This window comes from Pseudohongiella sp. O18, assembly GCF_021729085.1.
Lineage (GTDB): Bacteria > Pseudomonadota > Gammaproteobacteria > Pseudomonadales > Pseudohongiellaceae > Pseudohongiella.
In genome coordinates this window covers 492,732-505,743 of record NZ_JAJSAR010000002.1, presented here as the reverse complement: position 1 = coordinate 505,743, position 13,012 = coordinate 492,732, and the positions used below count along the sequence as shown (strand labels likewise).

Annotated in this window: 11 protein-coding genes; 4 read left to right on the top strand and 7 right to left on the bottom strand. The window is 52.7% G+C overall.

Features of this window, described 5'->3' with window-relative positions:
• Positions 1-43: 43 nt before the first annotated feature.
• Positions 44-1,309, bottom strand: a complete 1,266-nt coding sequence (locus LVD14_RS09635; protein WP_237133873.1) for a helix-turn-helix domain-containing protein — start codon at positions 1,307-1,309, stop codon at positions 44-46.
• Between the two features lie 188 nt (positions 1,310-1,497).
• On the opposite strand from LVD14_RS09635, the gene LVD14_RS09630 reads away from it, so the two are divergent.
• The gene (locus LVD14_RS09630; RefSeq protein ID WP_237133872.1) at positions 1,498-4,452 is read left to right on the top strand and encodes a TonB-dependent receptor domain-containing protein; all 2,955 of its coding nucleotides are present in this window, start codon (positions 1,498-1,500) and stop codon (positions 4,450-4,452) included.
• Between the two features lie 163 nt (positions 4,453-4,615).
• Positions 4,616-5,929 carry a serine hydrolase domain-containing protein gene (locus LVD14_RS09625; RefSeq protein ID WP_237133871.1) on the top strand — a complete coding sequence of 438 codons (1,314 nt, stop codon included), beginning with the start codon at positions 4,616-4,618 and terminating at the stop codon, positions 5,927-5,929.
• A 2-nt stretch (positions 5,930-5,931) separates the two neighbouring features.
• On the opposite strand, the gene LVD14_RS09620 is transcribed toward LVD14_RS09625, so the two are convergent.
• Both LVD14_RS09620 and LVD14_RS09615 read right to left on the bottom strand, forming a co-directional pair.
• Positions 5,932-6,108, bottom strand: coding sequence for a DUF2256 domain-containing protein (locus LVD14_RS09620; protein ID WP_237133870.1), 177 nt, complete (start codon positions 6,106-6,108; stop codon positions 5,932-5,934).
• Between the two features lie 3 nt (positions 6,109-6,111).
• Positions 6,112-6,870 carry an SDR family oxidoreductase gene (locus LVD14_RS09615; RefSeq protein ID WP_237133869.1) on the bottom strand — a complete coding sequence of 253 codons (759 nt, stop codon included), beginning with the start codon at positions 6,868-6,870 and terminating at the stop codon, positions 6,112-6,114.
• A 201-nt stretch (positions 6,871-7,071) separates the two neighbouring features.
• On the opposite strand from LVD14_RS09615, the gene LVD14_RS09610 reads away from it, so the two are divergent.
• Both LVD14_RS09610 and LVD14_RS09605 read left to right on the top strand, forming a co-directional pair.
• Entirely contained in the window at positions 7,072-7,602 is a 531-nt protein-coding gene (locus LVD14_RS09610) for a GNAT family N-acetyltransferase (protein ID WP_237133868.1), read from the top strand.
• 63 nt (positions 7,603-7,665) lie between these two features.
• Complete coding sequence (locus tag LVD14_RS09605) at positions 7,666-8,778, top strand: histone deacetylase (RefSeq protein WP_411268273.1); 1,113 nt, start codon at positions 7,666-7,668, stop codon at positions 8,776-8,778.
• 14 nt (positions 8,779-8,792) lie between these two features.
• Here LVD14_RS09605 and LVD14_RS09600 read toward each other — a convergent pair whose 3' ends face one another.
• The 4 genes from LVD14_RS09600 to LVD14_RS09585 form a co-directional block, all read right to left on the bottom strand.
• Entirely contained in the window at positions 8,793-9,872 is a 1,080-nt protein-coding gene (locus LVD14_RS09600) for a GGDEF domain-containing protein (protein WP_237133867.1), read from the bottom strand.
• Between the two features lie 286 nt (positions 9,873-10,158).
• On the bottom strand, positions 10,159-11,988 hold the full coding sequence (locus LVD14_RS09595; RefSeq protein WP_237134643.1) for a matrixin family metalloprotease: 1,830 nt from the start codon (positions 11,986-11,988) through the stop codon (positions 10,159-10,161).
• Positions 11,989-12,107: 119 nt separating this feature from the next.
• Positions 12,108-12,413, bottom strand: a complete 306-nt coding sequence (locus tag LVD14_RS09590; protein WP_237133866.1) for a hypothetical protein — start codon at positions 12,411-12,413, stop codon at positions 12,108-12,110.
• A gap of 199 nt (positions 12,414-12,612) precedes the next feature.
• The gene (locus tag LVD14_RS09585; RefSeq protein WP_237133865.1) at positions 12,613-12,936 is read right to left on the bottom strand and encodes a TfoX/Sxy family protein; all 324 of its coding nucleotides are present in this window, start codon (positions 12,934-12,936) and stop codon (positions 12,613-12,615) included.
• Positions 12,937-13,012: the final 76 nt, after the last annotated feature.

The window sequence follows — 13,012 nt, the reverse complement described above, 5'->3', positions numbered from 1 at the left end:
TATTATGCTGTGAACGGCTCACTATCTAATTGCAGCGCTTTCCTTACATCTGTTGAGTCAGCCATGGCTCTTCGTCAAACTCCTGGCTTCCAAGCTGGTTTCGAAATGCACTTGGCGTGACGCCATGTTTCTCCTTAAACGCCTTGTTGAATGAAGATAACGAGGCATACCCAACCTCGAAAGCGATATTGGATATCTGCGTATCAAACTCCGAGGGATCTATCAGGCGCGCGGTGGCTTTGTTGATACGATACTCATTGAGAAACTGGTTAAAGTTACGGTAGTGCATTTTTTTGTTTATGAAGCGCCGCAGCAGATATTCCTGAATTCCCAACGCCATTGCCAGATCCTTAATCGTTAGACCGAGTTTGGTATAAAGCTGGTCCTTCTCCATTGCTGACTTTAATCGCTCCAGAAGAGCTTTATCAGACCGACTTTCAAAATCAGCAAGATTGATGTTATGTGCCACACCGACCGCCTTGTTTCTGATCAGTTGCGGCGAATCGTGATGAAGCCGGAAGATGACAATATTAAAAAACAGTGCACAAGCAAAAATAACAGTAAAAAATCCAATTCGCACAGCGCCGGGGACGGAATAGAAAAAACCAGAGGCGACAATCACACCGACTATTAAACCCATGGAAACAACAAAAGGCCCCCTCAGTCGCCTGCGTGACTCTACAAGATCAGAATTGAAGTGCTTTAGCGCCAGATATATCGCATGTACCGTAAATCCGAGCATGACTGCCAAAGGCAGTTGCATAAGCAATAGCTGCGATAAAAAAGGAAGCTCGCCCGTGGTAGAAATCAGGATCGAGCCGATCACTCGCAGACTCACATAAACCGCTAGCGTAGCCCAGGCCCAGGCCGGCGTGCCATGTTGGTCCATGAATAGATGTCGACTGATCAACCACAAGAGAAATGGGGTACTACTGGCGAACGCTCGAAAAGTTTGCTGCGCCGCCGTGGGAGCAAATTCTGTGACGGGCATCACGAGAATGATATAGAAAATCAGACCCACGCTGTATAGCGCCATCAGGCGTGCCAGCGTCTGGTGACGATAGTGCACGAGGCTGCTCAGTCCCATGAACAACAATTGGGAGACAGCGAGTGCACTAACTGAATAGTGCAATACGATCTGCATTAAAGCCTGACTTTTATTGTTTATTATCCTTCGAAGATAGTCGACCTGAATTGAATTGGCAATCACTACAACCGCCATTTTCCAGTTTCGTTGTGACCCAGTTGGCATTGCTGAACAAAATTTAAAATACGTCGGCTGACGAATTCTGTAATCGAACGTTTCCAAAGTTCGTCATAACTTTTTTCATTTTACGCAAGACATCACTGCCAGCCTTGTATGGTAATACGATTGAGCGTTCTGTTCCGAAAACGATCAATAACAATAATCAGACGAGGCCCAAGATGCTTTCTCACCTGCCAAAACAGTTACCCTGTTTCAAAAGAAAGACCGGCTTGCTGTGTACAGCCATTTCAATGACTTTCTTTACCCTGTCGACACAAGGTCATGCTCAATCTGACTCACCCGAGATGGAAGAGATAATTGTCACAGGATCATTCATACGCCGTAGTGAAGGCCTGAATGCCGCATCACCAGTAACTCAGCTCAATGCCGAAGACCTGGAAGCCCAGGGTACTGTCAATATGGCTCAGGTTGTGCAAAATCTGACATTTAATAACGGTACTGCTGTGACCAATTCCATTCAGGGCGTCACAAGTACTACCTCTAATTTCAATTTGCGCGGCCTGGGACCTCGCGCCACGTTGACACTGATCGACAGTAAACGGATAGCTACTGATAACGTACAGTCCATGCTGCCAGCTTCCGCCTTGCAACGAATAGAGGTTGTAACCGACGGGGCTGCGGCATTGTACGGAACGGATGCAGTCGCGGGAGTTGTCAATCTTATCCCGTATACATCCTACGACGGCGTCAAGCTAGAGTATTTCGAAGAAGGCGACAGCCGCGGTGACTATAGCAAGTCAGAGATTTCATTCCTCGGTGGACGCAGCCTTGGCCCCGTCGACCTCGTCGTGGCAGGATCCTATGTTGACGCCTCCACTCTGGAATGGGCGGAGCGCCCTGACTATGTACGATCAGGCCTGACACACAATGGCGGCTCCAATCCGGGCAACTTTCTGGTCCCCAATCGCGATGCGAACGGCAATCTGACCGGCACCGCAGGGAGCCGGGTCGATCCCAGCTGCGGATATCAGACCGAACCGGATCAGGTAAGCCCAGGAAACAATCCCTGGGGCAATCCACTGGGTGGTCGATGCTTTTTCAGCTTTGGCGATACCCGTGATTTCCAGCCAGAGTTTGATACAGCCTCGCTGTATGGAAATCTGAACTGGGATATTAACTCTGAGACCAGCTTCAGGTCCCAGTTAATCTGGAATCGACAGGTAACACGCAACCGGAACAATACCGGCAATCCTGGCGCCAGAACTGCCGACATCCCCGTAATACGCGGCGAACTGCCGGGCAACACCTTCCGGGCCAGAAGCTCTACTGGCGCAGATCTGTTTGCTGAGCCCCTCAGGGATAGTTCGGGAGCAATCGTCACTGACGGCCATGGACGTCCCCTGCCGCGAAGGGACGCGTCGGGTCAGGTGCAGCTTGCCAATAACCGGTTTGCATCAATCGATAACGATCCGCTGGGCGGAGTACCGTTCAGTGAGGATGTCACTATCAATGGATCGCAATGGCTGCCATTTGGTAAATCAGCCGCCAACACACTGCCCTCTGAGATGGCCCGCCATGGCGATGTGCAGATCAATCATGGGGATCGGCGTGCATTTCGCTTTGCAGCCGGGCTGGATTTCGCAGTCCCCTTCCTCAATGACTGGGAGGGAACGACCAATTATGTCTACAGTCATTACGACAACGTTAGCAACAGCACTCAGCAATTCAGCCTGGGTGCATTGGCGCAGGGATTGAATTGCGACGTCATCAACGATGTCGATAGCTGTTTTAATCCGTTCGGCGCGATTGATCCGCGCTTCAGAACGCCTCAGCACGTGGCGGATGCCATTTTTACTCAGGATCAGCTTAACGACCGTGATGCACTTCAAACGTTTGATCTTATATTGAATGGCGCGGTGCCGCTTGGGGACTTTGAGCTTCCTGGGGGACCTGTCGCTATGGCAGTTGGCTATCAACGCCGCCAGGAAACTGACAAGGATGGCCCTACCGCAACATCGATACGCAATGATCAGCTGATCGGAGTGCAGGCACTGCCTAACAGTCAGAGCCGTTTCAGTAATTCCTGGTTCGCCGAGCTCGCGTTTCCAGTACTGGAGAACCTGGAGGTATCGGCTGCCGTGCGCGATGAGAGTTTCAGCACCGGGCAAGGCGCCGTGGTCGACAAGTTTGGCCTGGTCTATGTGCCCACAGACTGGCTGAGTGTGCGCGCCACCCGCGGCGAGGCCTTTATCGTGCCAACGCTTGCTCAGCTGAATTCACCCGAAAGCTGCGGTTTGAGTAATGTGGATGATCTCTTTACTCAGTTCCAGGGTTTTATCACGTCCTGTCGAACCGGTAATCCAGGGCTCACTTCGGAGACCTCAGACAGTCTTTCATTTGGTGTGGACCTGGCTCTCCTTGACAACCTGACCTGGTCGATCACCTGGAGTGAGACTGACTTTGCCGATCGAATCGTCAGCACCACTACCCAGGACATCATTCGCTCGGACTACCGTAATTTCCGCGCCGCCACAGGCTTCAATCCAACGGATGCCAACCCCTATCCGACAATTGCCCAATTGGAAGCCTGGGTTAATGACCCTCGCTCAGACAAACGCATCATTCGTAATCCTGGCGATATCACAACGCCAGATCGCATATTGCAGAGCGATTCGAATGCATCATCGATGCTGGTGCGCGCCTGGGATACTCAGCTCGACTACGGTTTCAGCCTGGATGACTGGAATTTGACCGGCTGGGGCGACATCAGTGTCCAGTTGCAGGCCACCTACATGGACACCTATACCTTCCAGCTAGCCGATGACCTGCCCCGCATGGAGGCCGTAGGTAAGCAGAACAACGATTTTGGTGCCGTGCCGACCATTCCCCAGCTCAGAGCAAATCTGCGTATCAACTGGACGATGGGTGGGCATTCGCTAAACGCAACCACCCGTTACATCGACGAAGTGATCTTCGATGCCAATGAGTTCAGTTTTCAGCGATTCTTCCCTGGCGCTGAGTGGGGCGGGCCAACCGACAAGCTGCGAGCCTGGACACAATTGGACATGTTCTATTCCTATCGTGGGCTGGAAGCATTTGGCAGCGATATCAGTCTCTCCATTGGCGCTCGCAACCTGACTGACCGTATGCCACAAAAGACAGGCATGATTGCCGGTGTCGCTGCCGAATCACAGGATGTGCTGGGACGTGTGGTTTATGCGCGGGTAGCGTTCAGCTTTGAGTAGGTGACTTAGCCGTCGCAGTAACGGCCCCGCTCTGCAGCAATGCAGAGCGGGTTTTCTTTGTAAAATGCCCGACTGTCCCAAGCTGCCCTACAAATAGACGTATTTTGGGTTATCCTACGGCAAGCCAGCCATTCCAATAATAGAAAAAGTCCAGGAATAACTCATGAAACTACCCACACCGCCGCCCTGCTTCAAAAAACTGTTCAGCGCTTTATTCATAGCCTGCCTGGCAATGCCATTACACGCGGACTCCTGGCCCCAGGCCGAAGTTGGCGCTGAAGCGGCTGGCTTTACTGCTGAAGGCATTGAGAGACTGGACGACGCCATGCGCGAGATCGTGGCGAATCAGGACGTGGCCGGCATGGTCTGGATGCTGGGCAAGGATGGTCAGATCGCCACCTTCGAGGCTGCCGGACTCGCCAGTATTGATGATCAGACACCCATGACCAAAGACTCACTGTTTCGAATTTACTCCATGAGCAAACCGGTAACCGGCGTTGCCATGATGATGCTCTGGGAGCAGGGCCTGTGGGATTTTGATGATCCGATCAGCAAGCATGTCCCTGAGTTTGCCAATCTGAAAGTGCTTTCCAGTTACGACAACAATGGCAATGTCGAACTGGAAGAACTTGAGCGCCAGCCCACCATGCGTGAGCTGATGAGCAACACCGCTGGTTTTGCATACGGTCTGTTTGGCAATGACCCGGCGAATCAGGCATTCCGCGAGCAGGAAGTGCTGGCGTCCAGCGACCTGAATGAACTCATCCAGAAAGTCGCCGCAATCCCGCTGATGGCACAACCCGGCGAGCAGTGGTATTACTCTATTGGCATGGACATCCAGGGCTACATTGTTGAGCAGCTGACCGGCATGAGCTTTGGCGAATATCTGCGGCAGCATCTGTTTGAGCCGCTGGACATGATGGATACACGCTTCTATGTGCTGCCGGAAGATGTCGATCGTTTTGCACAGGTTCACTACTGGGATGCTGAGCGCAATACACTGGCCCAGCAGGCCGAGCGCCCCGATCGACCCAGCTACCTGGACGCTGACAGACTGGAGTCTGGTGGCGGCGGTCTGGTTTCCTCCACTCATGACTACGCACGTTTTATCCAGATGCTGGTCAATAATGGCGAGCTTGATGGCGTGCGTATCCTGAAGCCGGAATCCGTCCGCATCATGAGCACCAACAGCCTGACCGGTGATGAAGACATGCGCTACGGCATTGGTGGTCCCGGCCAGCCTGGACAGGGCTGGGGCGTTGACATGGCCGTGCTTTACGATCCACAAGCCGCCGGTTCACCACAAGGACCAGGCACCTATTATTGGGCAGGCGCTGCCGGCACCTCATTCTGGATTGATCCGGTCAATGACATTTTCTGGCTGTCCATGATTCAGGCTCAGGGCCCGCGACGCCCTGGCGCAGCCAATATGGGTGAGGTGGCACGCGATATCATTTACGAAAGTCTGGCAGAGTAAGATCAGGGGCCAGCAGATTTATTTTTGCTGGCCCGGCACTTGTCCGAACAATACAGCACCTGATCCCAGTTTTTGGCCCAGGCCTTGCGCCAACTCATTTCCCGACCGCAGGTCTTGCAGGGTTTACTGGGCAGATGTTGTTTGTTGCCTCTAAAGTGTTGTCTCTGACGCTCAGTCACAGGCTATCGCCCTCCCGCCAGATCAATAAACGTCCCTGTTGTATATGAAGCCTCTTCCGACAATAACCACATAATCGCATGTGCCACCTCTACGGGGTGGCCGCCGCGTTGCATGGGAAGCGATTTACTGATGCGATCAACGCGACCTGGCTCTCCACCATCGGCATGCATATCTGTATAGATGAACGCAGGACGCACTGCATTTACGCGAATACCTTCGCCAGCCACCTCACGCGACAATCCAATTGTCAGCGTATCAACGGCGCCTTTGGAGGCAGCATAGTCAACATATTCACCAGCCGAACCAAGTCTGGAGGCCGCGGATGATACATTGACAATCGCACCGCCCTGCCCGCCATGTCGCGTTGACATGCGTTTTACCGCCTCACGGGCACAAAGAAAGCTTCCAATAACATTGGTAGCCAGTATCCGGTTTAGCCTCGCGGCATCGATGTCCTCGACACGCGTCTGCTTTTCCAGAATTCCCGCGTTGTTGACCAGCGCGGTGACTGGCCCAAAAGCATTGTCCACATCTGCAAAAAGGCTAATGACATCTGACTCGCTGGACACATCTGCCGCTACTGCAATCGCGCGTCCACCGCCATGCTCAATTTCAGAGACCAGGGACTGCGCAGCTGCTTGGTTCCTGTGATAGTTAACACAGACAGCGTAACCGCGTTCGGCGGCAATGCGGGCAGTCGCCGCACCAATACCGCGGCTCGCACCGGTAACAATTAAAACGCCTTGTTTGCTGTTGGTCACGTTAAAAACCTGCTCCAATCTGATTGTCATACTATCGGTATATTTATAAATATTTTCAATATCTTGATTGTAATCGTTGCTGCCCAAACAGCTTGGACGTATTCGGATCAGAGGCTCGAAGCTATCTGAACCGTGTGATTGGAGCACTGCATGTTTATGCTGGTACCATGGGGCTGACATTCACTTTTACAGGACCTTGGCATGGCCTCCCGAATACCCAAGCCAGCCTTCACAATTCGCGATGCAGTCACCGCGGATTTGCCAGTGCTGGTGGATTTTCTGACCAGGCTCGCGCTGCATGTGAACGGTGGATTGGAAATGCAGCTCAAGGAGTCAGAGTATCAACGCCTGTACGAAGTGCTGGAGACGGCGCTTGAGTCGCCAGACAAACGTATTGTGGTCGCGGATTTGCCCGGTGTCGGACTGATTGGCATGGGTGACGTCACCGTCTGGTCCAGCCAGAGTATCTGGGAGCAGGCCACTGTGGCAGAGTATCGCTCGGCAATCATTGACGATATCTGGGTGGAGCCCGATTATCGTAAATTCGGTGTCTTCCGGTCATTGTTAAAACGCCTGGTTGAATTTGCAGATGAACGTGGTGCCTACGACCTGGTGCTGGAGTACTCCTCATCAAACAAAGAAGCTAAACAGGCATGGACGCGTCTTGGCTTCGTAACAACCGGCATTCGCGCCGCCGCCTTCACACAAAATGTGAAGGAAGCGCTGAAGTGAGACGAGTGACACCACTTGAAAACAGCCGAACTCGCTGACACAACAAAAAGGGGAAATCAGCTGATGACTACACGCACTGTCAATGTGTTTTACGATGAGGTCATGCTTGGCCACAACCCTGAGGTTGACGTGCCCTACGTCCCCAGCCGCGTGGAAAAACGCGTCAGGCACATCCTCAGCGAGCTGGACTTCAAGTGGAGTTATCCTGAACATCCGGGCCGCATTTCTGCAGTCAAATCCTACTTGGATGAAAACCCCATACCTGGCGTGCAGTACCGAACCGGACCAAAAGCGAGCTACAAACAACTGGCACGCGTTCACACCAGTGCCTATCTGGATTATCTGTTCTCTCTGACCGGCAAACGTGCCTGGCTGGACTCGGATACAACCGCCGTATCGCCGGACAGCATTGAGGCAGCCGTCATGGCCGCAGGGCTGGCTATCGCCGCCGTAGAATCGGTGGTTAAAGGCAAGTCTGACAGTGCATTTGCACTGGTCAGGCCACCGGGCCATCACGCAGAGCCGGTGCGCGCGCGTGGATTCTGCCTGATCAATAATGTTGCCGTGGCGGCCGCGCACGCGCACGCCAAGTTAGGTTGCGAACGTATTCTGATCATCGACTGGGATGCGCACCATGGCAATGGCACTCAGGATATATTTTGGGCTGACTCCAGTGTGCTGTTTTTTGATACTCACTGCGCCGCGCCTTTCTACCCAGGATCGGGCCACCTTGAAGAAGTTGGCGCAGGCATCGGCGAGGGTTACACCATCAATGTGCCACTTCCGGAATCGGCAGGTGATGTGGCATTCGAAAAGGCCTTCAGAGAGATTCTCGTTCCAGCAGCCGACCATTTCAAACCGGACCTGGTGCTGGTTTCAGCGGGTTTTGACCCCCACCGCAACGATATGGCCCTGAACCTGACTTATGATGGCTTTAAGGTCATCACCAGCATTGTGCAGAGGATTGCAGAAAAACATTGCGATGGCAGGTTGGCGCTGGTCCTGGAGGGCGGGTATAACCTGACCTCCCTATCACAGGGCGTACATGCAGTTCTTGAGGTACTGGCAGGCGGCGAGGTGCCGCAAGTCAGTGCAACTGGCGTCAAAGAGGTCGAAGAAGCCGCAGAATTTCATTTGTCGGCCTTCACCGACCAAGCGCATGAAGAAACAACGTAACGCAGGAAAAAGTTTTACGAAGGATCAGCACACACGCGGTTGCGACCTTCGTCCTTGGCTCGATAGAGGTTCTTGTCTGCTCTGGCTATCAGAGTTTCAGGATTTTCTTCGCCAGCGTATTCGGCCACACCCAGGCTGATTGTGATGCTTAATGACAGACCATCAATTTCAAAAGGTCTGGCGCTGACAGCACGTCGGATACGCTCAGCAGCAAGAAGTGCCTGTTCTGCATTTATCTCAGGCATCAGTATCAGAAATTCCTCCCCGCCCCAGCGCACAGCGCGATCTTCATCGCGTATGGTTTCACTGATCCGGATGGCAAGCAGGCGCAGTACCGCATCACCAACATTATGACCGTGATCATCATTAACGCGCTTAAAGCGGTCCAGGTCGGCCATCACCACAGAAAATGTCTTGTTGTATCGCCGTGCCCGGGCAATTTCGCTGTGTAATTGTGGCTCGACAAAGCGTCGATTGTTCATTCCGGTCAACGGGTCAGTTGCAGCCGACTTGCGCAACTCAACTTGCTGTTCAAACAGGGCGGTTCGGGTGCGGAACAGCAGTTCTGAGATGATCAGCGCGATGATCAGTGAGGTGACTACGTTATAAAGGACATAGCTGCTATCGCGAAACGACTGATCCAGCCACCCCATCAACAGCAAAGTGGCAATAAAAGGTACGCCAAAAATCAGCAACAACTCGCGAGCCCCACGCAGGCAGGCAGGCGCCGCAGCGAAGATAATAATGATCAGTCCATTCACCATCAGGGTGACATTGCCATCAGGTGCGAAATAGTTGCTGATGAAAAGTCCAAACATCATCAACATCACGTTCATAACCAGCAGGCGCAACATTAAAGGTGCGCCCTGCCCATCCTGCCGCCTGAATACACACAACAGTCCGAACAGCGCCGTTATCACAGCCAGAGCACGCCAGGCTGCATTGCTCCACCACAAGGAAGGAATGCCATCAGTCCACATCAGGTCCAACACCTGATAAATCGGCAATAGAAGTACAGCCAGCAGCGAGTAGGCCAACAGCATCTTGCGGGCAAACTCACGGTGCTGCTGATCAATCTCTGGGTCGTTCAACATGCTGACCGGTGCCCCAGGCTCATAAATACTCTCAATTTCTGCATTCGATTGTGGTTGAACGACGCGTTTTGCTACTCAAGGTCGTTATATAAAACGCTACTTTATAGAACACGTGATCAGGGATGTCCATATTCACATGGAGCTGCGAAGTTTAAGGGGCACAGTGGCGGCTGGTCACAATCAAAACCAATAAGGCAGATATCACTCAATGAGTTGAGCGAGAACTTCAAGCGTGTGAAAGAATAAGCAGCCTTCCAGCATCAGCCTGTCCTGGCAGACCAAACACTCAGATTCGAGGCAGCAGTTCACGGAGGCCCTGAAGCCGGAAGGTTAATGCGGTGTCGTCTGTCATTGTGAACTCAACATCCAGAATCTGCTCACCGAGCCTTATGATATCTGTATATAGACCAGTGCTTGTCTCAAACCGGCCGCTGCAGCGTTGTTGTGTGGGATTTGCCCCGGGCACAGGAGCCGACGCTCTGCTGGCCTGTAACTGAATTTCACCTTCACCCACGGAAGTAATCACAAACGTAACGTCTGTATTCTCAGCAAAACCGGGGTCAGGTTCACCTCGTGTCGTTACCCTGACACATGAATACAGACGTTGTTCGCCATCGCCGATCGTGCCTATGCGCTGGTAAGGCAGCTGATAGTCCGGATGCGCCTGAACGCCATTCAGACTTGAAAGCCATCGCCTGCGACCATCCGGCACGTAGGATGACACGGTTTTGATGTCAGCACTGGATTGAATGGGCACCGTGACTGTCACTTTCAATAAGGTCTGGAAACCTTTCCCTGCTCTGGTATTTTGCTCCAAGCCAGGTCTGTTTTCGTATCGTGCCGCCTTGTCATTTATTTGAATGAAAAATTCGTGTATTCCCGGACGCTTAAAGTCTATTTGTTGCCACGCAGACTGCATGTTGCCGCCCAGGTCTTCTGTCAGATGGTAGTCTGCAATGCCATCACCGTCCTTGTCGCTGCGGGGCTCCGGCAAATGCCAACGCACAATAATGTCGTCACCCTCTGGATCGTCTGCAAAAACTTTCACATTGATGCTATAGGGCGTATCCGCCTTTTCAACAAGTGCTCTGGCTTCTGGGATGCGGTTGTATTGCCGGAAAGCATCCACTTCAAATGAGGTAGCGAACAGAAGCTCAGGCTCGGAAACCAGCGCACTGTCTTCGCGCAGGAAAACTGACCAGGTACCTGGAAAATCCTTGAAATAGCTGGCCAAACCCAGGGCCTTGAGGTAGTAACACCAATGGCAGCCCGGCGCAAAAGGCAAACTGGAATGCAGCATCCCGTCTGGACCCACAATATCAAGCCGCGCTCGCAAACCGTCAGTCGACAGGACCGGCGTCTTCAGAATTAACCAGGAATCGTCGGGAGTGTCATCGTTGATCACTGAAGCGGCGGTCATACTGTCGGAATCTTGAAAACTTCCGAGTAACAGACTGGCAGCCTCCGACCCCATAAATCGTCTGACTTTCGCTGCAGATGCGGCAGGCGGTTGTATGTAGCTTGAGTCGAAAGCCGCATCGGGATGACCATACAGCACCTGAACAGCACGTACATCGTCAGCCATAGGAAATGCCATTCTGTTGTAGGGGTTCGCAAACATGATGGAGTTCGGATTTTCAGAGTGCCCCAAACCCAGGAGGTGGCCCAGTTCGTGAGTAAGAATCGACATCATTTCGTATGGATCTGAGGACCAGGTGCCGGCGCTATTAAGGGTTAAATCACCACCTGAAAACTCGAAATATCCACGACTTTCCAGATAATCACCAAAATCTGGGCCGGCCCTGCCGGCCCAGGTCTCACCCGCAGCATGTTGCCAGCTAACGATAACATCTGTCTCGTCAGGAGCAGCAACTGAGGCCAGCTCGACGTCAAATCTGATCCCACTAACTCTCTCCCAGCGCTGCGCAGCCTCCCGCAACATCTCCAGCATAGCTTCGCTATCAGAATACGCTGAATGCGCACCTGCCGGCTTATAACGCAAGTTGACGGAATCGAGCCAACGGCCGAGGAAAGTTGATATGCTCAGCGCTGGAAGCTCGTATTGCTGGCGGACGTCCGAGACTGGGGGCTCAACGGTGGCGTGTGCGATTGACATAAACAACGCGAAAAACGACACGATGACGGCCATTACCAATCTGTGGCGTTTGATTTGACATGGCACCCAGGCAGTGAAGCAACACACTTGCGCGTTCTTGAGTATCGCCGCCCACATGTTCATGACTGGATGGCGGCCTGCGGACCGCTCATATCTTCTGAAGTGAATTGCACAAACTCGTTTCTGATGGCAATGCCGAGTGCCACACTGAACCAGAGTAAAATAGTGCCAAATTGCTCGACCCCTTCAAAACCACCACCCTCCGGCGCAACAATAAGGTCCGAGAGCGAATTGGCTTGCAGCAACAGACTGGCTATCTGTAATTCCTCGCTACTAAATATGATCGATACCATCACGACTTGTGAAAGTGAGACCAGGGTCGCAAACCCGGCGAAAATAATAAAGATCCAGGCCAACACAGTCACAAATGTCGATCCAGGTTGCATAGTGAGATTCTCGGCTACGAGCCATGGCCCGGGACTAAGATAGTCAGCAATAAGACCAGACGATCAAGCTCGGTACAACTAGCCGATAGTCTAATAGCTGAGGCCATCTGGTTGACAGGCACAACAAGCTCGGTACCGGGCAGGCAAGCAGTGATATTCGTGCTGACCAGCCCGGCTTTCAGTTTCTCGACCGAAGCGCAGCCTCATACGCCAGGGCCGCCCAGTGCCGCATTTCTGACGGGTCTTCCAGGGCTTCTTCGGGCGCCTGATAGTAGGACATGCCGACCATCTTCTGACCTTTCTGGTACATGAACTGCGACATACCACGATGCCTGAACTTACTGACCGTCACAGCGTCGACCTTCAGATAGAGCATGTCATCTGCGACCAGACCGATCATCAGATCATTGTGATAGATGCCATGACCGCCGAACATTTTCCTCGCGCGAATGTCGCCAAACTCGGCAAACATCTCTTTCAGGAATTCAATGTAATTACTCATGATGCATCCGAATCATCGGTCTATTCAGACTTCAGCAGGAAGCCTCATCATCGAGCCAGCCAATCACCTCGCCAAG